The organism is Geobacillus sp. BMUD (genome assembly GCF_013096845.1).
GTDB classification, from domain to species: domain Bacteria; phylum Bacillota; class Bacilli; order Bacillales; family Anoxybacillaceae; genus Geobacillus; species Geobacillus vulcani.
Genome location: NZ_SDLA01000001.1, coordinates 328,102 through 353,781 on the forward strand (window position 1 = coordinate 328,102; position 25,680 = coordinate 353,781).

The following is a 25,680-nucleotide window of genomic DNA, read 5'->3' on the forward strand; positions in this document are numbered from 1 at the left end:
TGAAGGGGGGAAGATGAAATGACGGCCGGGGAAGTATTGTCGCAAAGCGAAATTGACGCGTTGCTCGCTGCGCTTTCTGCAGGGGAGATGAGCGCGGAGGAGTTGAAAAAAGAGGAGGAAGGGCGACGCGTCAAAACGTATGATTTCCGGCGGGCGCTCCGATTTTCCAAAGATCAAATCCGCAGCCTGACGCGCATTCATGAGAATTTCGCCCGCCTGCTGACAACGTTTTTTTCCGCTCAGTTGCGCACGTATGTGCAAATTTCGGTTGCATCAGCCGACCAAATTCCATACGAAGAATTTGTTCGCTCCATCCCAAAAATGACGATCATCAATGTCTTTGAGGTGCCGCCGCTTGACGGACATGTCCTTTTGGAAGTCAACCCGAACATCGCTTACGCCATGCTTGACCGGGTGATGGGCGGGCGCGGTGTCGGCATGGATAAAGTGGAGCATTTGACTGAAATTGAAACACGCATCATGTCCAATTTGTTTGACAAGGCGTTTGTCCATTGGCGCGACGCTTGGGAATCGGTAGCGGAAGTCGACCCGCTCTTTGTCGATTTTGAAGTCAATCCGCAGTTTTTGCGCATGATTGCGCCGAACGACACCGTCGTCGTCATTTCGCTCAACACGCAAATCGGCGAAGCGCGCGGCATGATGAATGTGTGCATTCCGCATGTCGTCTTGGAGCCGATTATGCCGCGGCTGTCGGTGCATTACTGGATGCAGGCGCAAAAAAAGGAGCGTTCCCCCGAGGAAGCGAAACGGATCGAACAGCGCATCCGCGCGGCAAAATTGCCGATTATCGCTGAACTGGGAACGGCGGTCATCACGGTCAATGAATTTCTTCAACTCGAGGCCGGCGATGTCATTCAGCTCGAGCAGTCGATTCATGAGCCGCTCGTCGTCAAAGTCGGCCATATTCCAAAGTTTATCGGCCAGCCGGGGAAGCGGAACAAAAAGCTGGCGGTGCAAATTTTAGCGATGATCGAGGGGGACGAAGACGACCATGATGAATGATGGAATGTTATCGCAGGATGAAATCGATGCTTTGTTGCGCGGAATGGACAGCGACGGCCATGTTCCGGCGCTCCATGATGTTCTGACTCCGCTCGAGCAAGACGCCCTGGGGGAAATCGGCAATATCTCTTTCGGCAGTTCGGCGACTGCACTGTCGATGTTATTGAACCAAAAGGTGGAAATTACGACGCCCAGCGTGTCCATTATCGAGCGCACAAGCGTCGCTGACGAATTTCCGCAGCCATATGTCGCCATCCAAGTCAACTACACGGAAGGGTTGCTTGGAACCAACTTGCTTGTCATTAAGCAGCAAGACGCAGCGATCATCGCTGATTTGATGCTTGGCGGTGACGGAACGGCGGCGGATGGCCCGCTGGGAGAGATTCAGCTGAGCGCCGTTCAAGAAGCGATGAATCAAATGATGGGCTCGGCAGCGACATCCATGTCGACCGTCTTTGGCAAACGAGTCGACATTTCTCCACCGACGCTCCATCTGCTTGATTTGACGGAAGGAAAAGGGATGGAATATTTGCCGAACGAAGATTTTTTCATTAAAGTGTCGTTTCGCTTGAAAATTGGCGAGCTGATCGACTCAAGCATTATGCAGCTGCTGCCGATTGACTTCGCAAAAGAATTGGTCGCTCAATTGCTCGGCTCACCGCTTGAGGAGCCGGGGGCTGCGGAAGTCAACCTCAAGCCGTCGGCGGACGCACGACCGTTTGGCGAGCCTCAGCCTGTTCCGACTTACGCCCAGGCGAATGTCGGTGCGTCTGTTTCGGAAGCGGTTAGCCGCTCGGCGGATGAACCGCCGGCTGGCCGCGCGAACAAGGAGAGGGATGGTGCAACCGCTCGGCATATTCAAGCCGCTGATTTCGTCGAGTTCGATGCCCCGCCGCTTGCGGCAACGGAGGCGCGCAATTTGGAGCTCCTGTTTGATGTGCCGTTGCAGGTGACGGTGGAACTCGGGCGGACGAAGCGGTCGGTGCAGGAAATTTTGCAGCTGTCGACTGGATCGATCATCGAGCTCGATAAGCTGGCTGGTGAACCGGTCGACGTGTTTGTCAACAACAAGCTGATCGCCAAAGGCGAGGTTGTCGTCATCGATGAAAATTTCGGCGTCCGCATCACGGACATCATCAGCCAAAGCGATCGGCTAAAACGGCTAAAATAAACAGGCGATTGGGGAGGTTGGGGACATGGCAAGAGTGCTTGTCGTTGATGATGCGGCATTTATGCGCATGATGATTAAAGACATTTTGACGAAAAACGGACATGAAGTCGTCGCCGAAGCGGCGGACGGGCGGCAGGCGATCGAGAAATACAAGGAAACGCGTCCTGACGTGGTGACAATGGACATTACGATGCCGGAGATGGACGGCATTACGGCGCTCAAAGAAATTAAAAAAATCGACAGCAACGCCAAAATCATTATGTGCTCCGCGATGGGGCAGCAGGCGATGGTGATTGACGCCATTCAAGCCGGGGCGAAAGATTTTGTGGTCAAGCCGTTCCAAGCGGACCGTGTCATTGAAGCGATCAACAAAACGATCGGGTGAGCGATCAGAGGTGGAGACTATGGCAATGTGGCGCTGGGCGGCCGCTTTGCTGGCTGCGGCGATCGCTTTGGGGGCGACGCCGGTATCGGCCGCTCCAAGCCCGACGGTTGCCGACTGCCTGCAGCATCCCGATTCATGCGGGCCGTCAGCTCCTTCCGGGCAACAGACAAAACAGACAGTGAATCAAGCCGCTGATGCGGTTTCCGTGTCCGATGTGCTTCGGCTCATCGGCGCGACCGCCTTTGTTCTCTTCCTTCTTTATGCGCTGTTTCAATGGCTTTCCCGCCGTCAGCCGTTCGTTTCCGGCCAAAAAGGCATCATCGAACATCTCGGCGGGACGAGCGTCGGAGCGAACCGCTCCGTGCAGCTGATTAAAGTCGGCCGGCGGCTGCTTGTCATCGGCGTCGGCGATTCCATTCAGCTGCTTAGGGAAATTGAGGATAAAGAAGAAATCAATGAGCTGTTGACACAGCATCGCGAACGGTTGGAACGAATGGGGGAGTTTGGCTGGTTCGGCTCCTTCCTTCGCGGTGAATGGACAGCGAAATCAAAGCGGAAAAGCGGTTTGCCGCCGTCGTTTTCGGCGCTGTTGGCTGAGGAGATGAAGCAAATGGCCGAAAAACGAAACGAGTGGCTTAATCGGTTGAAGAAGAAAGGGACGGCCGGCGATGAGTGAATTTGTCCATATGTTTGATTCGATGGCTCCCGAACACGTGTCGACAGCGGTGAAGCTTCTTCTCCTGCTCACCGTTTTGTCGATCGCTCCCGGCATTTTAATCATGATGACATGTTTTACACGCATCGTCATCGTGTTGTCGTTTGTGCGCACAGCGCTCGGCACGCAGCAAATGCCGCCGAACCAAGTGCTCGTCGGGCTCGCCTTGTTTTTAACGTTTTTCGTTATGGCGCCAACTTGGAAAGACATCAACGATCAGGCGCTGCAGCCGCTGTTCGCTGACAAAATTGATTTGGAGGAGGCGTATGAACGAGCGGCTGTTCCACTGAAGCAGTTTATGAGCCAATACACGAGGCAGGAAGATTTGGCGCTGTTTTTATCGTACAGCGGGGCCAAACAGCCGAAAATGGTCAACGACATTCCGATGACGGCGCTCGTGCCGGCGTTTGCCATTAGTGAGTTGAAAACGGCGTTTCAAATGGGCTTTATGATTTTTCTTCCATTTTTAGTTATCGACATGATCGTCGCCAGCGTCTTAATGTCGATGGGGATGATGATGCTGCCGCCGGTGATGATTTCGCTGCCGTTTAAAATTTTATTGTTTGTCCTTGTTGATGGCTGGCATTTGGTCGTCAAATCATTGCTGCAAAGTTTTCATTAAAAGATAGGTGGCGTTTATGAGTGCCGATTTCATCATCCGCCTTGCCGAACAAGGCGTATATATCGTGCTCGTCGTCTGCGGGCCGCTCTTGTTGTTGTCGCTTGCCGTGGGGCTTGTCGTCAGCATTTTTCAGGCGGCGACGCAAATTCAAGAGCAGACGCTCGCTTTTGTGCCGAAAATCGTCGCCGTCTTGCTTGGGCTTGTGTTCTTTGGGCCGTGGATGCTCTCGAAAATGGTGTCGTACGCGCACGATATTTTCAACAATCTTGCGTCGTTTATAGGCTGATCAAGGATGGAACAGGCTTGGACTTATTTTCCAGCATTTTTGCTCGTCTTTGTGCGCACCGCTTCGTTTTTCGCGGCGATGCCGCTGTTTTCTTACCGGACGGTGCCGGCTTCGTATAAAGTCGGATTGGCGTTTTTGTTCAGCTGGCTGTTGTTTTTGGCGATGCCAAAACCTGTGCTGCCGCTTGACGGCATGTACGTATTGCTCGTCGTAAAAGAAGCGCTCGTTGGACTGGCGCTTGGGCTGCTGGCGGCGATCCTCATGGCGGCGGTGCAAATCGCCGGCGGGCTGATCGATTTTCAAATCGGGTTTGCCATCGCCAATGTGATCGATCCGCAAACAGGGGCGCAAAGCCCGCTGCTCGGCCAATACCTTCACTCGTTGGCGCTGCTGTTGCTTCTTTCGCTTGACGGCCATCATTTGTTGCTTGACGGCATGTTTTACAGCTATCATTGGCTGCCGCTTGACCGCTTGCCGCACGTCGCTGACGGGCGGGCAATGGAATACGCGGTGCGGGTGTTTGCCGCGATGTTCGCCGCTGCTTTCCAAATGGCTGCTCCGCTTGTCGGATCGCTCTTTTTAGTCGACGTGGCGCTTGGCATCATCGCCCGCGCGGTGCCGCAAATGAACATTTTCGCGGTCGGTTTTTCCGCCAAAACGGCGGCGGCGTTTGGGCTCCTTTTGGCGGCGGTTGGAGGAATATTGCTTGCGGCGCGCGACGTATTTCATTTCATGTTTGCCTCGTTGCGCGAGTTTATGCAGCTGTTGGGGGGCTCGTAAGATGGGCGGATGGCGGCTTGACTTGCAGTTTTTTGCTGGGGAAAAAACGGAAAAAGCGACGCCGCGCAAACGGCAGGAAGTGCGGGAAAAAGGGCAGGTGGCCAAAAGCGGTGATGTTGTCTCGGCTTCCGTTTTGCTTGCTTCGTTTCTTTCTTTGTCCTTGGCTGGGGCGTACGAGCGGGACGGCCTGTTGCGATTGTTCGCCCGCGCCTTGGCCGATTCTGCATCCGCTTCGTTGACCGTTGATTCGCTTCACCGGCTGTTTCTTGACTGGCTTTCCCATGCGGCCTTGCTTTTGGCGCCGCTGTTCGCCGCTGCAGTGCTGGCGGCTGGGTTGGCCAACTTTTTGCAAATCGGCGCCATGTTCACCGTCGAGCCGTTAAAAATCGATTGGAATCGCCTCAACCCGGTGCAAGGGATGAAACGGCTGTTTTCGTTGCGCGCTTTGGTCGAGCTGTTGAAATCCGTATTAAAAGCTGGAATCATCGGTGCGGTCGTGTTCGCGGCGCTGCTAGCCGAACGGAACGAGTTGGCGGCGCTCGTTTCCAAGACGCCGGGCGCCGCCTTGGTGGTCATCGGCGGCTTGACGGTGAAAATGGGGCTGTACGCTGCGGCGGCGCTCTTGTTTTTGTCATTGTTTGATTACTTGTACCAACGATTTGAGTTTGAAAAAAACATTCGCATGTCCAAGCAAGACATCAAAGATGAGTATAAAAAGACGGAAGGCGACCCGCTCATCAAATCGCGCATCAAGCAAAAACAGCGCGAGATGGCCATGAGGCGGATGATGCAGGAAGTGCCAAAAGCGGATGTCGTCATCACCAACCCGACGCATTACGCCGTTGCCCTCCAGTATGAAGACGGCAAGATGGAGGCGCCGGTCGTCGTGGCAAAAGGAGCGGACTACATGGCGCTGAAAATCAAGGAAGTGGCGAAAGCCCACGGCGTGGTGACCGTGGAGAATCGTCCGCTGGCGCAGGCGCTCTACCGCCAGACGGAAGTCGGCGACATGATTCCGGAGGCGTTTTTTCAGGCAGTGGCGGAAATTTTGGCATACGTCTATCGGCTGAAGCGAATGTAGCATCAGGGAGAGAAGGGAATGCAAGCGCAAATCAAAGACTTGTCGGTGTTATTTCTTGTCGTGCTCATCGTCGCCATGCTCGTCATCCCGCTGCCGACGTGGCTGTTGAGCGTACTGATCATCATCAATATTTCTCTTGCCTTGCTTGTGCTGCTGACGGCCATGAACACGAAAGAGCCGTTGGAGTTTTCCGTCTTCCCGTCCTTGCTGCTCGTGTTGACGTTGTTTCGGTTAGGGCTGAACGTGTCGACGACGCGTTCGATTTTAAGCACAGGGAAGGCGGGCGGCGTCGTCGAGACGTTCGGGACGTTTGTCGTCGGCGGCGACGTGGTTGTTGGGTTTGTCGTGTTTTTAATTTTGGTCATTATTCAGTTTATCGTCATCACGAAAGGGGCGGAGCGCGTCTCTGAAGTGGCGGCCCGCTTCACGCTCGATGCCTTGCCGGGCAAGCAGATGAGCATTGACGCTGACTTAAACGCCGGCATGATCTCGGAGCAAGAGGCGCGCAGGCGGCGGGAAAAAGTCGCGCGCGAGGCCGATTTTTACGGGGCGATGGACGGAGCAAGCAAATTTGTCAAAGGGGATGCCATCGCCAGCATCATTATCGTCGTCATTAACATGCTGTTTGGCATGGTGATTGGCGTTGTCGAGCAAGGGATGGAGATGGCCGAGGCGGCGAAGCGTTACACGCTTTTGACAGTGGGTGACGGAATTGTGAGTCAAATTCCTGCGCTGCTCATTTCGACCGCCACCGGCATCATTGTCACCCGGGCGGCGTCGGACAGCAATTTAAGCGGCGATATTATGCGCCAGCTGTTCGCCTTTCCGAAAATGCTGTATGTGACGGCGGGAACGATTTTTCTGCTCGGTTTGTTTACGCCTATCAACGATGTATTGACCATGTCGGTGGCCGGGCTGTTGGCGTTAGGCGGCTACCGATTTATCGAGCGGCAAAAGCAAGAGGAAGCGGCATTGGCCGCTCCGGAAGAGGAGGCGGCCGCCGCCGACGAATTGAAAAGTCCGGAAAGCGTTATTCAGCTGCTGCACGTTGACCCGATCGAATTTGAGTTCGGCTATGCGCTCATTCCGCTCGCTGACGCTAATCAGGGCGGCGATTTGCTTGACCGGATCGTCATGATCCGCCGCCAGCTCGCGCTTGAGCTCGGCATCGTCATCCCGGTTGTGCGCATTCGCGACAACATTCAGCTGCAGCCGAATGAGTACCGGATCAAAGTAAAAGGTGCAGAGGTCGCGCGCGGGGAGTTGTTGCTTGACCATTATTTGGCGATGAGCCCTGGTGTGGATGACGGTTCAATCGATGGCATTGAAACGGTCGAGCCGGCGTTCGGGCTGCCGGCGAAATGGATTTCCGAGACCGTAAAAGACCGGGCGGAAATGCTCGGCTATACGGTCGTTGACCCGCCATCCGTCGTCTCAACACACTTGACGGAGGTGCTGAAGGCCCATGCCCATGAACTGCTGGGGCGTCAGGAAACGAAGCAGCTGATCGATCATTTGAAAGAGTCGTATCCGGTGCTTGTCGACGAGGTGACGCCGAATCCGCTGTCTGTCGGCGACGTGCAAAAAGTGCTTGCCAAGTTGTTGAAAGAGAAAGTGTCGATCCGCAACTTGCCGCTCATTTTTGAGGCGCTCGCCGATTTTGCCCGCCTGACCAGCGACACCGACTTGCTGACGGAATACGTCCGTCAAGCGTTGGCGCGGCAAATCACCTCGCAGTACGCCGTGCCGGGCGAGCCGCTACGCGTCATTACGCTGTCGGGCAGGGCGGAAAAAATGATCGCCGACGCCGTGCAGCAAACAGAGCACGGCCGCTATTTGGCGCTCGAGCCGGCGCGGGCGCAGGCGTTTGTGGAAGCGATCGCCGCGGCGCTGGAACGCCATCCGTTCGCCGGCCAGACGCCGATTTTGCTCTGCTCTCCGGCGGTGCGCATGTACGTCCGCCAGCTGACCGAGCGCCATTTTCCGACTGTTCCGGTGTTGTCGTACAACGAGCTTGAAGCGGATGTCGAAGTTCAAAGCGTGGGGATGGTGGAAATCGAATGAAAGTAAAAAAATTTGTCGCCCCGTCCATGAATGAAGCGATGAAAATGGTTCGCGCCGAGCTTGGCCGCGACGCCGTCATTTTGCACTCGAAAGTCGTGCAGACTGGCGGATTTTTCGGTCTGTTTGCGAAAAAAAAGATCGAAGTGTTGGCCGGAGTCGATCCGGATCCACTGCCGCCGCGACAGCCGAGTGCCGCCGCGTCGTTGACGCGTCAGCCGAGTGCTGCTGCGTCCTTTGCCCCTTTGCCGGTGGCCGAGCGGGAGGAAGACGACTCGCTTGCCCGTGAGATCGAGGAAGTCAAGGCGCTCATCCGTCAGTTCAACGCCCGCTCGTCTTCGCTGCTATATCCTCCGCCGCTTGCGGAAGCGGAACAGCGCCTCGTTCGGCAAGGGATGGCGGATGTGTACGTCCGCCAAGTGATGGATCGCCTGCTTGAACGGTGGTATGCCGACAAAGACGGCCGGTCGCCCGCTGCGGTCTCCGCCTGGACGAAAGAGGCGGTGCGCGATCTATTGTCGACGCTTCCGTTTGTCAAAACGGCGGAGCAAAAAAAGTATATGATTTTGCTTGGTCCGACCGGGGTTGGAAAAACGACGACGCTCGCCAAAATGGCGGGGCGCGCCGTCCTCGAGCAAGGGAAAAAAATCGGGTTCATCACGGCTGACACGTACCGGATCGCCGCCATCGACCAACTGAAGACCTATGCCGACATTTTGCACGCGCCGTTGGAAGTATGCTACAATGCTGACGATTTTCGGACGGCGAAGCGGAAGTTGGCCGGCTGCGATCTCGTGTTCGTGGATACAGCTGGCCGCAACTTCCGCAACCCGCAATACGTGGATGAACTGCAGAAAACGCTCGAGTTTGACAGCGAAACGGAAACGTTTCTTGTGTTCGCCGCCACCGGAAAGTATGACGATATGAAAACCATTTACCACCACTTTTCCCGCCTGCCGATTGATCGGCTGATCGTGACGAAGCTCGATGAGACGGACTCGTTTGGAACGATCGTCAATGTGTTGCTTGACAGCCGGCTTGCCGCCGCCTATTTCACAAACGGGCAAAATGTGCCGGACGACATGGTGGAAGCGTCCGCTGACCGGCTCGTTCATCTGCTGTTTGGGGCGGAGCGATGGTGAGTGATCAAGCGGAACGGCTGCGCTATGAGCTGGGCCGCCGGCGCCAGCCGGCGGCGGGGCCGCGGACCATCGCGGTAACGAGCGGAAAAGGCGGAGTCGGCAAGTCAAACCTTTCGCTCAATTTTTCGCTTTCGCTCTCGAAGCTCGGGTTTCGCGTCTTGTTGCTTGATATGGACATCGGCATGGGTAACATCGACATTTTGCTCGGCCAGTCGTCGCCATTGACGTTGGCGGATTGGTTTTCCGCGCGGTTGCCGCTCGCAGAGCTGGTAAAAAGCGGTCCGGAGCACTTATCATACATTGCTGGAGGGACGGGCGCCGCGCAATGGTTGAGTGTCGATCGATCCGCTATCGATTATTTGTTGGCCGAGCTGCAGATGTTGGCGTCGCGATATGATTATCTCATTTTCGATATGGGGGCAGGTGCCTCAGAAGAACGATTGTATTTTTTAAAGTCCGTCGACGATGTGTTTATCGTCACGACGCCGGAGCCGACCGCGATGACGGATGCGTACGCCATGATGAAATATATGCACACCGCCGGCAGCGAGGCGCCGTTTTCCGTCATCGTCAACCGCGCTGGCAGCGAGCGGGAAGGATATGGCGTCTTTTCGCGCCTGCAACATGCCGCCAGCCGATTTTTCTATAAAGACATCGCCTTGCTTGGCGTCGTTCCCGAAGACCGGACTGTCGCACGCTGTGTTGTTCGGCAAACGCCGTTTGTTCTCTTGGATCCGGCGGCAAAGGCGAGCCGGGCAGTGCACCAGATGGCATGCCGCTATGCGGCAGGGGGAGAAAAAAAACCGGAGCAGGCTTCCCGCTTTTTTGCGAAGCTGCGTCAACTTTTGCTAGAAAGGTAGAGGCGGAACATGAAGACGATCAAGGTGCTTGTCGTCGATGACTCGGCGTTTATGCGCAAATGGATCAGTGATTTTTTGTCCGAACATCCGCGCCTCGAAGTCATCGGAACGGCCCGCAACGGCCGGGAGGCGCTCGATCAAATCGCCGCCCTACGGCCGGATGTCGTGACGCTTGATGTGGAGATGCCGGTCATGAACGGGCTCGAAACGCTGCAACGCATCATGCGGGATCATCCCGTGCCGGTTGTGATGGTGTCAAGCACGACGACTGAAGGGGCGGAAAACACGATCGCTGCTATGCAGTACGGGGCGGTCGACTTTGTCGCCAAGCCGTCCGGACCGATTTCGCTTGATTTGTACAAAGTGAAGGACGAGCTGATTCACAAAGTGTTGCACGCGAGCGAAGCGAATGTGGCCGCCTTGACTGCCCCGCGCCGCCAATGTCCACCTTGGCGCCCACCGTTCAAAACAGCGGTGCGGCCGCAACAGGTGATCATCGCTATCGGCACTTCCACCGGCGGCCCGCGCGCGCTCGAGACGGTGCTGACGCAGCTTCCGCCTGATTTCGCTGCCCCGGTTGTTGTCGTCCAGCATATGCCGAAAGGGTTTACGGCATCGCTCGCCAACCGGCTTAATGCGCTCGCCGCGATCACGGTCAAGGAGGCGGGAGACGGGGAGGTGCTGCGGAATGGCACCGCCTATATCGCGCCAGGCGACGTCCATCTCATCGTTCGCGAAGAAGGCGGTGCGCTGACAGCCTGTTTCGACGAATCGCCGCCGCGTGCGGGCCACCGTCCAGCTGTTGACGTGTTGTTCGAGTCGCTCGCTGCCATTCGCCACTGTCGGAAAATCGCGGTGATTATGACTGGGATGGGAAGCGACGGAACAGCAGGGTTGAAAAAACTGAAGGAAAGCGGGAACACAAAAGTGATCGCAGAGGCGCGCGAGACCGCTGTTGTCTTTGGGATGCCAAGAGCGGCGATCGAGGCTGGCGTCGTTGATGTCATCGCTCCGCTTGACAGCATCGCTGCCGCCATCGTCCAATCGATCGGGGAGTAGGGGGGAAACGGCATGGACATGAGCCAGTATTTGGATTTATTTATTGACGAAAGCAAAGAGCATTTGCAGACGATCAACGAGCGGTTGCTGGAACTTGAAAAAACTCCGGAAGACATGTCTGTGGTGAACGATATTTTCCGCTCGGCCCATACGTTGAAAGGCATGTCCGCCACGATGGGGTTTGAAGATTTAGCTAATTTGACACACCAAATGGAAAACGTGCTCGATGGCATCCGCAATCGGCGTCTTTCCGTTACCCCGGAGTTGCTTGACGTCATTTTTGAGGCCGTCGACCATTTGGAGGCGATGATCAGCTCCATCGCTGCAGGCGGTGACGGAACGCGCGATGTACGGGGAACAATCGAGCTGCTGAAACGAATCGAGCAAGGAGAGATGCCGAACAAGCAGGCAGCAAGGGAGGAACCGCCCCTTGAACATGCGTATGGAGAATTTGAATACCACGTACTCGAGCAGGCGAAGGAGCAGGGATTTTCCGTCTACGAAATCCGCGTTCGGCTTCGCGATGACTGCTTGTTGAAAGCCGCGCGCGTCTATATGGTGTTTGAACAGCTGAATGAGGTTGGCGAAATTGTGAAAGCAACGCCGCCGGTCGAGATGTTAGAGGAAGAACAGTTTGATCGGGAGTTTCTCGTTACGGTCGTATCCAAAGCGCCAGCCGATGAGCTGCAAAAGCGGCTGATGGGCATTTCGGAAATTGATGAGGTCAAGGTGTCTAGGCTATTGAACGATGAACCGTCGGCAGAAAGCGAGAAAGCGGCCGCGCCCCAGCAACCAGCCGTTATGGAGCAGGCGGCGGCCGTTCAAGCCGAAGCGGAGGCGCCGGAAAAACAAACAGCGAAACAGGCGACGAAAATGATCCGCGTCAACATTGAACGGCTTGATCGATTGATGAACTTATTTGAAGAATTGGTCGTCGACCGCGGTCGACTTGAGCAAATTTCCCGCGAGCTGAACCATGCCGAATTGACGGAAACGGTCGAGCGGATGTCTCGCATCTCGAGCGATTTGCAGACAATCATTTTAAATATGCGCATGGTGCCAGTCGAAACGGTGTTCAACCGCTTTCCGCGCATGGTGCGCCAGCTCGCCCGCGAGCTCGGCAAAAAGGTGCGCTTGGAGATCATCGGGGCGGATACCGAGCTTGACCGGACGGTGATTGATGAAATCGGCGACCCGCTTGTCCATTTGATCCGCAATGCACTCGACCACGGCATCGAAGCGCCGAACGTTCGAGCGGCGCGCGGAAAGCCGGAAGAAGGGATCATTCAATTGCGAGCGTACCATAGCGGCAACCATGTCTTTATTGAAATCGAGGATGACGGCGCCGGCATTTCCCGGGAGAAGGTGCTGCAAAAGGCGAAAAGCCGCGGCATTGTCTCGCCGCAGGCGGCGGAGCATTTGAACGATCAGCAAATTTACGAGCTTATTTTCGCTCCCGGCTTTTCGACCGCTGAGAAAGTTTCTGACATTTCCGGCCGCGGCGTCGGTTTGGATGTTGTCAAAAGCACGATTGAGTCGCTCGGCGGCACCGTTTCGGTTGATTCGCAGCCTGGAAAAGGGTCGCTCTTTTCGATTCAGCTGCCGCTCACATTGTCGATCATTTCCGTGTTGCTTGTTCAAATCGCCGAGGAAACGTACGCGATTCCGCTGTCATCGATCATTGAGACGGCGTTGGTGAAAAAGGAAGAGATTTTTTCCGCCCACAACCAGCCGGTCATCGATTTTCGCGGCAAAATCGTGCCGCTTGTCCGCCTGAAAGACGTTTTTGCTGTTCCTGGAGCGGCGGATGACGGAGATGCGGTGGCAGTCGTGATCGTCCGGAAAGGGGAAAAACTGGCGGCGTTGGCGGTTGACTCGTTTATCGGGCAGCAAGAAGTCGTGTTGAAATCGCTCGGAAACTATTTATCTTCTGTTTTTGCCATCTCCGGGGCGACGATTTTAGGAGACGGCCGAGTGGCGCTGATTATCGACTGCAACGCGCTCGTGAAGTAGGAGATGGCCGCGTCGGTGCAGGGCGCCTATGGCATTGATCTGCCGTTTTCAGTGGTATGTCGAAAAAAAGGGGAGGATTGGATGACGGCCAGCGTGCAAGCAGATTGGAAAGTGATTGCGTTTCGCCTGAAAGAAGAAGAATATGCTCTGCCGGTGCAACATGTCCGTTCCATCGAGAAAATGCAGCCGATTACACGTGTGCCGGGAACAGCTCATTATGTAAAAGGGGTCATTAACCTGCGTGGTGTTGTGACACCGATCATCGATTTGCGCGAGCGGTTCGGATTTGCCCCCGAACTATATGGGGAACAGACGCGGATCATTATCGCCGCTCTTGAAGATATGGAAGTCGGGCTTATCGTCGATGCGGCGAATGATGTCCTTGATCTGCCGGCGGAAAGCATCGAACCGCCGCCAGAGGCCATTGGCTCCGTTGAGGCAAGTTACATCGACGGCGTGGCGAAAGTGGAGAATCGGCTCCTCATTTTGCTTGACTTGGCGAAAGTGCTCGACCGATAATCCGTGGAGAGGAGCGTTGGCATTGGATGATATTCGCAACTTGACAGGGATGCATATTGACATTTTGCGCGAAATCGGCAACATTGGCGCCGGCAACGCGGCGACGGCTTTGTCGACGTTGCTAAACAAAAAAATTGAAATGGCGGTGCCGCGCGTTCAAATTGCCACGTTTGCTGAAATGATGGAGTTGATCGGCGGACCGGAACAAGTGGTGGCGTGTGTCTATTTGCGCATCGAAGGAGAAGCGCCGGGAAACATGTTTTTTGTACTGCCGCCGGAGCAGGCTGAGCGGTTTGTCCGCCGGATGATTGGCGATGACGCGTTTTCGTTTCAAGGAGAAGCCCATGAACTTGGCTGCTCAGCGCTTCAGGAGCTCGGCAACATTTTAGCCGGCTCGTATTTATCGGCATTGGCTGACTTTACCCAGCTGAACTTGCACCCGTCCGTGCCGGCATTGGCCATCGACATGATCGGAGCTGTGCTGTCGTTCGGATTGCTTGAGCTGTCGCGCGTAGGCGATTACGCCATTTTGATCGACACGGCCATTTACGATGAACGGCGTCCGGACGAAAGCATCAACGGCCATTTCTTTCTTCTTCCTGACCCAGATTCGTTTTCCATCATCTTTCGAGCGCTAGGTGTGGATGGTCTATGAGCACAGCGCAGGCTGTCAAAATCGGCATTGCGGAAATGGAGGTTGTCGTAGCACCGAACGTCATTCGTACATGTGGACTCGGATCGTGCGTCGGTGTCGTCATTTACGACGCAGGCAAGGCGGTTGCCGGCATGGCGCACGTCATGCTTCCGCATTCCTCGATGGCGCGCGGCGGAGTCATCAATGCAGCCAAATACGCCGATACGGCCGTTGAGGCGCTCGCTCAGCTCGTCATGGCTGCCGGTGGTCGGAAAGGGATGCTGAAAGCGAAGATGGCTGGCGGGGCGCAAATGTTTTCGTTTTCGACAGCTGGCGGTGATGTGATGGGCATTGGCGCGCGCAATGTGGAGGAAGTGAAAAAGCAGCTCGAGCGGCTTCACATTCCGGTCGTTGCCGAAGATGTCGGAGGCCGTAACGGCCGTACGATCGAATTTAATCCGCAGACGGGCGTGCTCTCCATCCGCACCGCCACTCAAGAAATAAAGGAAATTTGACCGAGACGCGCCGTTTCCGCAAGGCAAGGGGGAGAAGAATGAGAAGCGCGCTAAAAGACGAAGAACGGAAATACTGGGATGAATGGATCAACGGCCGTAACCGCCATGCGGCTGAGGAGCTGGTGCAGCGTTATATGCCGCTTGTCTTCTACCACGTGCAGCGGATTTCGGCGACGCTGCCGAGCTCCGTGCCGAAGGATGAGCTCGTCAGCCTTGGACTCGTCGGTTTATACGATGCGCTTGAGAAATTTGATCCATCGCGTGATTTGAAGTTCGACACATACGCCTCGTTTCGCATTCGCGGCGCCATCTTAGATGGTTTGCGCAAAGAAGACTGGTTGCCGCGCAACATGCGTGATAAGGCCAAAAAAATTGAGGAAGCTATTGAGCGGCTCGAACAGCGCCATATGCGATCGGTGACGGCGAAAGAGATCGCCGCTGAGCTCGGGATGACGGAAGAGGAAGTGCAGGCGGCGGCGAGTGAAATGTTTTTTTCCCATTGGCTGCCGCTCGGGCAGACGACCGTCGACGAAGATGAAGGATTGTTGGCGGTTCGCGATGACCGCGCTCCGCTTCCCGAAGAGCAAATCGTCAAGCAGGAAATGATCGAAAGGCTGGCTGAAGCCATCGGACAGCTGAACGAAAAAGAGCAGCTCGTCATCAGTTTGTTTTACAAAGAGGAGCTGACGTTTACAGAAATCGGGAGTCTTTTGCACTTGTCGACATCAAGAATTTCGCAAATTCATGCGAAAGCGCTTTGGAAACTGCGCCGCTTTTTTGCAAAAGAGCAATGAGAGGAGAGAAAAAGCGATGGACATCCAGCTTCCAGCGTTGCAAAGCGTCATGCCGAAAGCGCTCGATGTGGAACGGATTCAAGCCTCGACGCAACAACACTCCTATGCGGTGCAGGTGCACATGGCAACTGCCGGCGAAAAGCGGGCGGAGCGTGCACGCCGCCGGGTGACGGATAAACGAACGAGCGCTCGCCTCGAGCAGGAGGCGTCCCGTTTTGGAGGGCACCCTTATAAAGGAAAAATGATCGACATTCAAGGATAGTGAACATCATGATGGCATTTTGGCTAACAATCAGTTTGCTGTTGCACGCCTTGTCGTTTTGGTTGATCCTTGTGCTTTTCCTCCGACTGTCGCGGCTTGGTGAGGCGGAGCGGCGGGCTGAGGAGCTCGAAGAAGCCATGACCGCTTATCTCGCCGCCTGGAAGGAAGAAAACGAGCGTTTTTTGGCTGAGCTTGACTCATTGCTTGGCAACAGAGCGGCTTCATTGGTTTCTGTACGGCAAACGAACGGTGCACCCAGTGTGCAGCAGGACACGAGCGACGAAGCGACGGCGTTGATGCCGGGGGCAGGAGGCGGTGAAATCGGAGCGGGAGTCGAACAGCGAACGGCGGAAGCAAAAAAGGAGGAAAACGAGCCGACGGAGCGGGGAGAAATCGGGAAACGCGCAGAAACAAGCCGCTCCAGCGCGACGCTGGACTATTTTCCAGACATCGGAGCGGTCAAGGATGTACTTGAACTTTCATTCACCCGACCAGTCGATGCGAGTGAGCTCGCTCGCCGCCTATATGCGGAAGGAGCGACAGTCGAAGAAATTGCCAAACAGCTCGGCAAAGGGAAAACGGAAGTCGAGCTATGGCTCAAATTTGCGCAAAAAACGGACCAATAGGCGAATAACGGCTTGATTTGCCGCTCATAGTTGTGATATATTTTTTCATGGTGTGAGTACACACGCTTGCGGATTTCAGCAACGGTGCTGGCTCAGCCAGTCTTGCTGAAAGATGAGGCAAGCGGAGGACCAAAAACCACGAAGAAACAGGAGGAGCATACATGTCGGTTATTTCGATGAAACAACTGCTTGAAGCTGGCGTCCACTTTGGACATCAGACGCGCCGTTGGAACCCGAAAATGAAAAAATACATTTTTACGGAGCGCAACGGCATCTATATCATCGACTTGCAAAAAACGGTGAAAAAAGTCGAGGAAGCATACAACTTCGTCCGCGAATTGGCGGCGAATGGCGGCAAAATTTTGTTCGTCGGCACGAAAAAACAAGCGCAAGAATCCGTGAAGGAAGAAGCAGAACGCTGCGGCATGTTTTATGTCAATCAGCGCTGGCTCGGTGGCACGCTGACGAACTTTGCCACGATCCAAAAACGGATCAAACGGCTGCGCGAAATTGAAAAAATGGAAGAAGACGGCGTATTTGACGTTCTGCCGAAAAAAGAAGTCATCGGCTTGAAAAAAGAAAAAGAGCGGCTCGAGAAATTTTTGGGCGGCATCAAAGACATGAAGGAGCTGCCGGATGCGCTGTTCGTCATCGACCCGCGCAAAGAGCGGATCGCGGTGGCGGAAGCCCGCAAATTGAACATCCCGATCATCGGCATCGTCGACACGAACTGCGATCCGGATGAAATCGACTACGTCATCCCGGCCAACGATGATGCCATCCGCGCGGTCAAGCTGTTGACTTCGAAAATCGCCGACGCTGTGCTCGAAGCGAAACAAGGCGAAGAGGCGGCCGTCGTAGCGGAGTAACGGTGCTCAAGAAAGGTGATAAGAGGGGAAAGCCTTTTATCACCTTTTTTTGAGACAGAAATCAGCAACTTTTGGCTATACTAACGGATAAGGGCAAAACGGGGAGCCGCTGCCGGCACCGATACATATACGGGACAATGAGAAGGAGGATTTTTTTATGGCGATTACAGCACAAATGGTGAAAGAACTGCGCGAAAAAACAGGCGCAGGCATGATGGACTGCAAAAAGGCGCTCACTGAAACGAACGGTGACATGGAGAAAGCGATCGACTGGCTGCGCGAAAAAGGAATTGCCAAAGCGGCGAAAAAAGCAGACCGCATCGCGGCCGAAGGAATGGCGTACATCGCGTCGGAAGGCAACACCGCTGTCATTTTGGAAGTAAACTCGGAAACGGACTTCGTCGCCAAAAACGAAGAGTTTCAAACGCTTGTGAAAACATTGGCCGCCCACTTGCTGAAACAAAAGCCGGCTTCGCTGGACGAAGCGCTCAGTCAAACGATGGACAACGGTTCGACCGTCCAAGACTACATCAACGAAGCGATTGCCAAAATTGGTGAAAAAATTACGCTTCGCCGCTTTGCCGTCGTCAATAAAGCGGACGGCGAAACGTTTGGTGCGTACTTGCACATGGGTGGGCGCATCGGCGTATTAACGTTATTAGCTGGCAATGCGAGCGAAGACGTCGCCAAAGATGTCGCCATGCACATTGCCGCCCTTCATCCAAAATACGTCTCGCGCGACGACGTGCCGCAAGAAGAGATCGCGCATGAGCGCGAAGTGTTGAAGCAACAAGCGTTAAACGAAGGCAAGCCGGAAAAAATCGTTGAAAAAATGGTCGAAGGCCGGCTGAACAAGTTTTACGAAGACGTCTGCCTGCTCGAGCAAGCGTTCGTGAAAAACCCGGATGTGACGGTGCGCCAATATGTCGAATCGAACGGAGCAACAATCAAGCAGTTCATCCGCTACGAAGTCGGCGAAGGGCTCGAAAAACGCCAAGACAATTTCGCCGAAGAAGTCATGAGCCAAGTCAGAAAGCAATGACGGACCGCAACAGGGAACACGCGCGTGTTCCCTGTTTTTCAAAGCGATTCGCATCATGGAGGTTTGACATGGAACAACCAAAATACAAACGCGTCGTTTTAAAGTTAAGCGGGGAAGCGCTCGCCGGAAAGCAAGGGTTTGGCATTCATCCGGCGGTCATTCAGTCGATCGCCAAACAAGTAAAAGAAGTTGTTGAACTGGGTGTCGAGGTCGCCATTGTCGTCGGCGGCGGCAATATTTGGCGTGGAAAAACGGGAAGCGAAATGGGGATGGACCGGGCGACGGCCGATTATATGGGCATGTTGGCGACGGTGATGAACGCGCTCGCCTTGCAGGACAGCCTTGAGCAACTTGGGGTGGAAACGCGGGTGCAGACATCGATCGAGATGCGGCAAGTGGCTGAACCATACATTCGCCGCCGGGCGATCCGCCATCTGGAGAAAAAACGAGTTGTCATTTTCGCCGCCGGCACCGGCAACCCGTATTTTTCGACCGATACAACGGCGGCGCTCCGTGCGGCGGAAATCGAGGCGGACGTCATTTTAATGGCGAAAAACAACGTCGATGGCGTCTACAGCGCCGACCCGAACGTCGACGCCAATGCGGTCAAGTACGATGAGCTGTCGTACTTGGATGTCATTAAACAGGGCCTTGCCGTCATGGATTCGACCGCTTCCTCGCTTTGCATGGATAACAACATTCCGATTATCGTCTTTTCGATTATGGAAGAAGGAAACATTAAACGCGCTGTGTTAGGTGAAAACATCGGAACGATCGTAAGGGGGAAATAACGATGGCAAAGCAAGTGATCCAACAGGCGAAAGAAAAAATGGATAAAGCGGTGCAAGCGTTCACCCGCGAACTGGCAAGCATTCGCGCCGGACGGGCGAACGCCGGGCTGCTGGAGAAAGTAACCGTTGACTATTACGGTGTGCCGACGCCGATCAACCAATTGGCCTCCATCAGCGTGCCGGAAGCACGGCTGCTTGTCATTCAGCCGTACGACAAATCGGCCATTAAAGAAATGGAAAAAGCCATTTTAGCATCGGATTTAGGGCTGACGCCATCGAATGACGGATCCGTCATTCGGCTGGTCATTCCACCGCTGACGGAAGAGCGGCGCCGCGAGTTGGCGAAGCTTGTCAAAAAGTATTCCGAAGACGCGAAAGTCGCGGTGCGCAACATCCGCCGCGATGCGAACGATGAATTGAAAAAGCTCGAGAAAAACGGCGAGATTACGGAAGATGAGCTCCGCAGCTACACGGACGAAGTGCAAAAGCTGACCGATGACCACATCGCCAAAATTGACGCCATCACAAAAGAGAAAGAAAAAGAAGTGATGGAAGTATAGGCAAAACGATGCAAACCCTCTATGTTGATGGAGGGTTTTTTTGCTATAATGGAAAGGCAAAACACGATCCCGGAGGACTCGTATGTTCAATAAAATGCGAAAAACAAAAGAGAAAGACGTTCCGGTGACGAAAGAAGAGGTGCTCAGGCATCCGGTGCCGAACCACGTCGCCATCATTATGGACGGAAACGGGAGATGGGCGAAAAAGCGGGCGTTGCCGAGGGCGGCCGGCCATTACGAAGGGATGCAAGTAGTGCGCAAAATCACGCGTTTTGCGAACGAGCTGGGGATTCAGATTTTGTCGCTTTACGCGTTTTCGACAGAAAACTGGAAACGTCCGAAAAGTGAAGTCGATTATTTGATGAAGCTGCCGGAGCAGTTTTTGACGACGTTTCTTCCTGAGCTCGTCGCCGAAAATGTCAAAGTCCAAGTGATCGGTCATACGGAGGCGCTGCCCGATCATACGCGCCGGGCGGTCGAGAAAGCCGTGGAGGAAACATGCAGCAACACCGGCCTCTTGTTAAACTTTGCTCTCAATTATGGAAGCCGGTCGGAAATCACTGCCGCCGTCCAGCAAATCGCCAAAGACGTCGAACGCGGGATGCTGGCGCCGGAAGACATCACCGAGCCGCTCATTTCCTCGTACTTGATGACGAGTGGGCTCGCTGACCCTGACTTGCTCATCCGTACGAGCGGGGAGATTCGCTTGAGCAATTTCATGCTTTGGCAGTTGGCGTATACGGAACTTTGGTTTACGGATGTGTTATGGCCGGATTTTACGGAGCAACATTTCTTAGAGGCGATTGCCGCTTACCAGCGGCGCGACCGCCGATTTGGAGGAGTGTCAGCGCGATGAAGCAGCGAATCATCACCGGCGTCATAGCGGCGGCGCTCTTTTTGCCGATTGTTATTTTTGGCGGATTTCCGTTTATAATAGTAACATATATATTGGCCTCGATCGGGCTGTTTGAATTGCTGCGCATGAAGGGGATGCGCCTCTGGTCGTTTACCGGGGCGGCCGGATTGATCGCCCTTTGGTTGCTGCTTGTTCCCGCCCGTTATGGCGGCGAGTGGTTGGCGTCTGGAACCGGCAAATTTGGCGTGCTTGTTGCTTTGGCTTTTTTGCTGCTTGTCGGCACAGTCGTGACGAAAAATGCGCTCTCGTTCGATGAGGCGGCGTTTGTCGTTTTGGCGGTCGTCTATGTCGGCGTAGGGTTTTTCTGTTTCGGCGCCGTTCGTTTGGTTGGGTTGGTGTATTTCGTTTATGCCTTGTTCGTCATTTGGGCGACCGACATTGGGGCGTATTTCTTTGGCCGCGCGTTTGGCCGGCGCAAGCTATGGCCAGAGATCAGCCCGAAAAAAACGGTGGAAGGCGCCATCGGCGGCATCGTTTCCGCGGCTGTTGTCGCCGCAATTTACGAGTGGGCGGCCGCGCCGTTTGGCAGTTTGGCGGCTGCGTTTGGCGTCGCGTTGCTGCTGTCGGCGTTCGGGCAACTCGGCGATTTGATCGAATCGGCATTTAAGCGCCATTACGGCGTCAAAGATTCCGGGGCGATTTTGCCGGGACATGGCGGCATTTTAGACCGGTTTGACAGCTTGCTGTTCGTGCTGCCGTTGTTGTACATATTGCTTGAAATCGCACGATAAGCGGGTGAGGAGTGAAACGATTGAAATATATTAGTATATTAGGGGCAAGCGGATCGATCGGCACACAGACGCTCGATGTCATCCGCGCCCATCCGGACGAATTCCGCTTGGCCGCCGCATCGGTCGGAAAAAATATCGAGGCGGCGAGGCGGCTGATTGCTGAATTTTCCCCAAGTCTTGTCGCCGTCGCTGACCGTGATGCGTATGAAGTGCTCTATCGCGAGTACCGCGGGCGGACGACGATCGTGTACGGAGAGGAAGGATTGATTGAAGCGGCCGTTTGTCCACAAGCCGATGTGGTCGTCACCGCCGTCGTCGGCAGCGTCGGCCTTTTGCCGACGCTGAAGGCGATTGAAGCGGGAAAAGCGATCGCCCTCGCTAACAAAGAGACGCTCGTTGTCGCCGGACATCTCGTCATGGCTGCAGCCAAGCGGCGCGGTGTGCCGTTGTTGCCGGTTGACAGTGAACATTCCGCCATTTTTCAATGTCTGCAAGGGGAAAGGATTGAACAAGTTGACAAACTTATTCTGACCGCATCCGGCGGCAGCTTCCGCGACAAGACGCGCCGAGAGCTCGCACATGTGACGGTGGAGGAGGCGCTCCGCCATCCGAACTGGTCGATGGGGGCCAAAATTACGATTGATTCGGCGACAATGATGAATAAAGGGTTTGAGGTCATTGAGGCTCATTGGCTGTTCGGGTTGCCGTATGAGCGGATCGAGGTTGTTTTACACCGCGAAAGCATCATCCATTCGCTCGTTCAGTTTCGTGACACAAGCGTATTGGCACAACTTGGAACGCCGGATATGCGCGTTCCGATCCAATATGCGCTGGCATATCCAGAGCGGTTGCCGCTCCCGTCCGCCAAGCCGCTTGATTTCATCTCGCTGGGGGCGCTCCATTTCGCCCCGATTGATTTCGACCGCTATCGCTGTTTGCGTCTCGCCTATGAGGCTGGCAAGCGCGGCGGCTCGCTGCCGACGGTGTTGAATGCGGCCAATGAGGAGGCGGTGGCGGCATTTTTAGCCGGGCGCATTCCGTTTTTGGCCATCGAGGAGTGGATTGAACGCGCGCTCGAGCGCCATCGGCCAGTGAGCGATCCGCAGCTGGAGGACATTCGCGAAATCGATGCGGACACGCGCGCCTATGTTCGCTCATTACTATCATAAAGGTGGTTGAAACGTTGGAATCGATCATTTCATTTATCGTCGTCTTTGGTGCCCTCGTCTTTTTTCACGAGCTTGGTCACTTGCTGCTAGCAAAACGGGCCGGCATTTTGTGCCGCGAATTTGCCATCGGCTTCGGGCCGAAAGTGTTTTCGTTTAAGAAAAACGAAACAGTGTACACGATCCGCCTGCTCCCGCTTGGCGGCTTCGTCCGTATGGCCGGTGAAGACCCGGAGACGATTGAGCTGAAGCGGGGGCAAGTCGTCGGCCTCTTGCTTGATGGCAACGGCCAAGTGGAAAAAATCGTCCTCAACCATAAGGACGATTATCCAAATATCCGCGTAGTAGAAGTGGAAGAGGCCGATTTAGAGCATGGCATGTATGTGACCGGCTATACGGATGGCGAGCGGTTCGAGCGGTTTACGGTCAAGGAGCCGGCGTTTTTCGTCGTCGACCGCCAAGAAATTCAAATCGCTCCGTATCACCGGCAGTTTGTGGCCAAAACGCTCGGACAGCGGACGATGACGATTTTGGCGGGGCCTCTCGCCAACTTTGTTCTAGCGCTCGTTGTCTTCATCATCATCGGTCTTTTGCAAGGCTACCCGGTCGACAAGCCGATCATCGGCGAGCTGACGCCGGAAGGAGCGGCGCGCGCCGCTGGCTTGAAGCAAGGGGATGAAGTGATCGCCATTAACGGGGAACGGATGGAAACGTGGACGGAAATCGTCAACACGATTCGCGCCCATCCGGGAGAACCGCTCCAGTTTCAAATTGAGCGGAATGGGAAAGAACGTAGTGTGACGGTCACTCCGGAGGCGAAAACGGTGCAAGGGGAGACGATCGGCTTGATCGGCGTCTATCAGCCGATGGAAAAATCGGTGTTGGGCTCGATCAAGCAAGGGCTGGTGGAGACGTACTACTGGACGCGGGAAATTGTAACGGGGCTCGGCCAATTGATCACCGGCCAGTTTCATCTTGACATGCTGTCCGGACCGGTCGGCATCGCCGTATCGACCGGCAAAGTCGCCGAATCCGGCATTTACTACTTGATGAAATGGGGCGCGATTTTAAGCATCAACCTTGGGATCATCAACTTGTTGCCATTGCCGGCGTTAGACGGCGGCCGGCTCCTCTTTTTCGCCATTGAAGCGGTGCGCGGCAAGCCGGTCGACCGTCAAAAGGAAGGAATGGTCCATTTTATCGGCTTCGCTCTGCTCATGTTGCTTATGCTTGTGGTGACATGGAACGATATTCAAAAATTTTTCCTATAGAGAGAAAACGAGGTGGCTAATGAATGAGACAAAGTCAAGCATTTATTCCGACGTTGCGTGAAGTGCCGGCGGATGCGGAAGTGAAAAGCCATCAGCTTCTGTTGCGGGCCGGCTTCATTCGTCAAAGTGCCAGCGGCGTCTATACGTTTTTGCCGCTTGGGCAACGTGTTTTACAAAAAGTGGAATCCATCATTCGTGAAGAAATGAATCGGATTGGAGCGCTGGAGCTTTTCATGCCAGCCTTGCAGCCGGCTGAGCTTTGGCAGCAGTCAGGCCGTTGGTATTCGTACGGGCCGGAGCTGATGCGCTTAAAAGACCGGCATGAGCGCGATTTTGCCCTTGGACCGACGCATGAAGAAATGATCACAGCGATTGTCCGCGACGAAGTGAAAACGTACAAGCGGCTGCCGCTTGTCTTGTATCAAATTCAAACGAAATTCCGTGATGAAAAGCGTCCGCGCTTTGGGCTGTTGCGCGGCCGCGAGTTCATCATGAAAGACGCCTACTCGTTCCATACGTCGAAAGAAAGCTTGGATGAAACGTACAACAACATGTATGAGGCGTACGCAAACATTTTCCGCCGCTGCGGCTTAAACTTCCGCGCGGTCATCGCTGACTCGGGAGCGATCGGCGGTAAAGATACGCATGAGTTTATGGTGCTTTCTGACATCGGCGAAGATACGATCGCCTACTCCGATGCGTCCGACTATGCCGCCAACATCGAGATGGCGCCGGTCGTGGCGACGTATGAAAAAAGCGATGAGCCGCCAGCGCAATTGAAAAAAGTGGCGACGCCGGGGCAAAAAACGATTGACGAAGTCACGTCGTATTTGCAAGTCTCGCCGGAACGCTGCATCAAATCGCTCTTGTTCCGCGTTGACGGCCGTTATGTGCTCGTTCTCGTCCGCGGTGATCATGAAGCCAATGATGTGAAGGTGAAAAACGTGCTTGACGCGACGGTCGTCGAATGGGCGACGCCGGAAGAAACAGAGCGGGTGATGAACGCTCCAATCGGCTCGCTCGGCCCGATCGGCGTCAGCGAAGACGTCACGGTGATCGCGGACCATGCTGTCGCCGCCATCGTCAACGGCGTTTGCGGCGCGAACGAGGAAGGATACCATTACATCGGCGTCAACCCGGGCCGCGATTTTGCCGTTAGCCAATACGCCGATTTGCGCTTCGTAAAAGAAGGAGACCCGTCTCCAGATGGCAAAGGGACGATCCGCTTCGCCCGCGGCATTGAAGTCGGGCATGTGTTTAAGCTGGGGACAAAATACAGCGAAGCGATGAACGCCGTTTATTTGGATGAAAACGGCCAAACGCAGACGATGATCATGGGTTGCTACGGCATTGGCGTATCAAGATTGGTGGCCGCCATCGCCGAACAGTTTGCGGACGAACACGGGCTCGTGTGGCCCGCTTCAGTCGCGCCGTTTCACATCCATTTGCTGACAGCAAACGCCAAAAGCGATGAACAGCGCGCGTTGGCGGAAGAGTGGTATGAAAAGCTTGAACAGGCTGGGTTTGAAGTGTTGTATGACGACCGCCCGGAACGGGCTGGGGTGAAGTTTGCCGACAGCGATTTGATCGGTCTTCCGCTCCGCGTCACCGTCGGCAAGCGGGCCGGTGAAGGCGTTGTCGAAGTCAAAGTGCGGAAAACCGGCGAGTCGTTTGATGTTCCGGTCAGTGAGCTTGTCGATACGGTGCGCCGTCTCCTTCAATCATAAGTGCCGGCGCTGGCGGAAAAGAATTCTGTCTTTTTCGCCAGCGCTTTTGTTATGGTATG

The 25,680-nt window shown here is 54.9% G+C and carries 28 protein-coding genes; all 28 read left to right on the top strand.

Annotation, left to right across the window (positions count from 1 at the left end):
* The first annotated feature begins 18 nt into the window (after positions 1-18).
* Positions 19-1,023: a flagellar motor switch protein FliM gene (fliM, locus tag ETC05_RS01625; protein WP_031410419.1), complete on the top strand. Its 1,005-nt coding sequence runs from the start codon at positions 19-21 to the stop codon at positions 1,021-1,023.
* On the top strand, positions 1,013-2,194 hold the full coding sequence (gene fliY / locus ETC05_RS01630; protein WP_031410417.1) for a flagellar motor switch phosphatase FliY: 1,182 nt from the start codon (positions 1,013-1,015) through the stop codon (positions 2,192-2,194). Before fliM ends, fliY begins: the two co-directional genes overlap by 11 nt.
* 25 nt (positions 2,195-2,219) lie before the next feature.
* The gene (locus ETC05_RS01635) at positions 2,220-2,579 is read left to right on the top strand and encodes a response regulator (RefSeq protein WP_031410415.1); all 360 of its coding nucleotides are present in this window, start codon (positions 2,220-2,222) and stop codon (positions 2,577-2,579) included.
* 19 nt (positions 2,580-2,598) lie between these two features.
* Positions 2,599-3,255, top strand: coding sequence for a flagella biosynthesis regulatory protein FliZ (gene fliZ / locus ETC05_RS01640; protein WP_171660226.1), 657 nt, complete (start codon positions 2,599-2,601; stop codon positions 3,253-3,255).
* A complete protein-coding gene (fliP, locus tag ETC05_RS01645; RefSeq protein ID WP_171660227.1) occupies positions 3,248-3,916 on the top strand; it encodes a flagellar type III secretion system pore protein FliP in 669 nt (222 codons plus the stop codon). The genes fliZ and fliP overlap by 8 nt, the downstream gene beginning before the upstream one ends.
* 16 nt (positions 3,917-3,932) lie before the next feature.
* Positions 3,933-4,202 carry a flagellar biosynthesis protein FliQ gene (gene fliQ, locus ETC05_RS01650; RefSeq protein ID WP_011230735.1) on the top strand — a complete coding sequence of 90 codons (270 nt, stop codon included), beginning with the start codon at positions 3,933-3,935 and terminating at the stop codon, positions 4,200-4,202.
* A 6-nt stretch (positions 4,203-4,208) separates the two neighbouring features.
* Positions 4,209-4,982: a flagellar biosynthetic protein FliR gene (gene fliR, locus ETC05_RS01655; protein WP_031410409.1), complete on the top strand. Its 774-nt coding sequence runs from the start codon at positions 4,209-4,211 to the stop codon at positions 4,980-4,982.
* Position 4,983: 1 nt separating this feature from the next.
* Positions 4,984-6,063 (top strand): flagellar biosynthesis protein FlhB, encoded by a 1,080-nt coding sequence (flhB, locus tag ETC05_RS01660; protein ID WP_031410407.1) that lies wholly within the window; start codon positions 4,984-4,986, stop codon positions 6,061-6,063.
* Positions 6,064-6,081: 18 nt separating this feature from the next.
* The gene (gene flhA, locus ETC05_RS01665; RefSeq protein WP_031410405.1) at positions 6,082-8,127 is read left to right on the top strand and encodes a flagellar biosynthesis protein FlhA; all 2,046 of its coding nucleotides are present in this window, start codon (positions 6,082-6,084) and stop codon (positions 8,125-8,127) included.
* The gene (flhF, locus tag ETC05_RS01670) at positions 8,124-9,266 is read left to right on the top strand and encodes a flagellar biosynthesis GTPase FlhF (RefSeq protein ID WP_171660228.1); all 1,143 of its coding nucleotides are present in this window, start codon (positions 8,124-8,126) and stop codon (positions 9,264-9,266) included. The genes flhA and flhF overlap by 4 nt, the downstream gene beginning before the upstream one ends.
* Positions 9,260-10,126, top strand: a complete 867-nt coding sequence (locus ETC05_RS01675; RefSeq protein ID WP_031410401.1) for a MinD/ParA family protein — start codon at positions 9,260-9,262, stop codon at positions 10,124-10,126. Before flhF ends, ETC05_RS01675 begins: the two co-directional genes overlap by 7 nt.
* A gap of 9 nt (positions 10,127-10,135) precedes the next feature.
* A complete protein-coding gene (locus ETC05_RS01680) occupies positions 10,136-11,185 on the top strand; it encodes a protein-glutamate methylesterase/protein-glutamine glutaminase (RefSeq protein ID WP_031410399.1) in 1,050 nt (349 codons plus the stop codon).
* Between the two features lie 12 nt (positions 11,186-11,197).
* Entirely contained in the window at positions 11,198-13,198 is a 2,001-nt protein-coding gene (locus ETC05_RS01685) for a chemotaxis protein CheA (RefSeq protein ID WP_171660229.1), read from the top strand.
* 81 nt (positions 13,199-13,279) lie between these two features.
* Positions 13,280-13,717, top strand: coding sequence for a chemotaxis protein CheW (locus ETC05_RS01690; protein WP_171660230.1), 438 nt, complete (start codon positions 13,280-13,282; stop codon positions 13,715-13,717).
* A gap of 22 nt (positions 13,718-13,739) precedes the next feature.
* Positions 13,740-14,372 (top strand): chemotaxis protein CheC, encoded by a 633-nt coding sequence (locus ETC05_RS01695; protein ID WP_031410393.1) that lies wholly within the window; start codon positions 13,740-13,742, stop codon positions 14,370-14,372.
* On the top strand, positions 14,369-14,866 hold the full coding sequence (locus tag ETC05_RS01700; RefSeq protein WP_031410391.1) for a chemotaxis protein CheD: 498 nt from the start codon (positions 14,369-14,371) through the stop codon (positions 14,864-14,866). The genes ETC05_RS01695 and ETC05_RS01700 overlap by 4 nt, the downstream gene beginning before the upstream one ends.
* A 38-nt stretch (positions 14,867-14,904) precedes the next feature.
* The gene (locus tag ETC05_RS01705; RefSeq protein WP_031410389.1) at positions 14,905-15,660 is read left to right on the top strand and encodes a FliA/WhiG family RNA polymerase sigma factor; all 756 of its coding nucleotides are present in this window, start codon (positions 14,905-14,907) and stop codon (positions 15,658-15,660) included.
* 16 nt (positions 15,661-15,676) lie between these two features.
* Positions 15,677-15,922, top strand: coding sequence for a hypothetical protein (locus ETC05_RS01710; RefSeq protein WP_031410387.1), 246 nt, complete (start codon positions 15,677-15,679; stop codon positions 15,920-15,922).
* 8 nt (positions 15,923-15,930) lie between these two features.
* Positions 15,931-16,548 carry a hypothetical protein gene (locus ETC05_RS01715; protein WP_171660231.1) on the top strand — a complete coding sequence of 206 codons (618 nt, stop codon included), beginning with the start codon at positions 15,931-15,933 and terminating at the stop codon, positions 16,546-16,548.
* Positions 16,549-16,709: 161 nt separating this feature from the next.
* Positions 16,710-17,417: a 30S ribosomal protein S2 gene (rpsB, locus tag ETC05_RS01720; protein ID WP_171660232.1), complete on the top strand. Its 708-nt coding sequence runs from the start codon at positions 16,710-16,712 to the stop codon at positions 17,415-17,417.
* 157 nt (positions 17,418-17,574) lie between these two features.
* Positions 17,575-18,459 carry a translation elongation factor Ts gene (gene tsf, locus ETC05_RS01725; RefSeq protein WP_171660233.1) on the top strand — a complete coding sequence of 295 codons (885 nt, stop codon included), beginning with the start codon at positions 17,575-17,577 and terminating at the stop codon, positions 18,457-18,459.
* Positions 18,460-18,527: 68 nt separating this feature from the next.
* Positions 18,528-19,250, top strand: coding sequence for a UMP kinase (gene pyrH / locus ETC05_RS01730; RefSeq protein WP_031410377.1), 723 nt, complete (start codon positions 18,528-18,530; stop codon positions 19,248-19,250).
* 2 nt (positions 19,251-19,252) lie between these two features.
* Complete coding sequence (frr, locus tag ETC05_RS01735; protein ID WP_011230752.1) at positions 19,253-19,810, top strand: ribosome recycling factor; 558 nt, start codon at positions 19,253-19,255, stop codon at positions 19,808-19,810.
* 82 nt (positions 19,811-19,892) lie between these two features.
* Positions 19,893-20,666, top strand: coding sequence for an undecaprenyl pyrophosphate synthase (locus tag ETC05_RS01740; RefSeq protein WP_031410375.1), 774 nt, complete (start codon positions 19,893-19,895; stop codon positions 20,664-20,666).
* Positions 20,663-21,457: a phosphatidate cytidylyltransferase gene (locus ETC05_RS01745; RefSeq protein WP_031410373.1), complete on the top strand. Its 795-nt coding sequence runs from the start codon at positions 20,663-20,665 to the stop codon at positions 21,455-21,457. Before ETC05_RS01740 ends, ETC05_RS01745 begins: the two co-directional genes overlap by 4 nt.
* 20 nt (positions 21,458-21,477) lie before the next feature.
* The gene (gene dxr, locus ETC05_RS01750; protein ID WP_031410371.1) at positions 21,478-22,626 is read left to right on the top strand and encodes a 1-deoxy-D-xylulose-5-phosphate reductoisomerase; all 1,149 of its coding nucleotides are present in this window, start codon (positions 21,478-21,480) and stop codon (positions 22,624-22,626) included.
* A gap of 2 nt (positions 22,627-22,628) precedes the next feature.
* Positions 22,629-23,894: an RIP metalloprotease RseP gene (gene rseP, locus ETC05_RS01755; protein WP_171660234.1), complete on the top strand. Its 1,266-nt coding sequence runs from the start codon at positions 22,629-22,631 to the stop codon at positions 23,892-23,894.
* 23 nt (positions 23,895-23,917) lie between these two features.
* Entirely contained in the window at positions 23,918-25,621 is a 1,704-nt protein-coding gene (locus ETC05_RS01760; protein WP_171660235.1) for a proline--tRNA ligase, read from the top strand.
* The last annotated feature ends 59 nt before the right edge of the window (positions 25,622-25,680 follow it).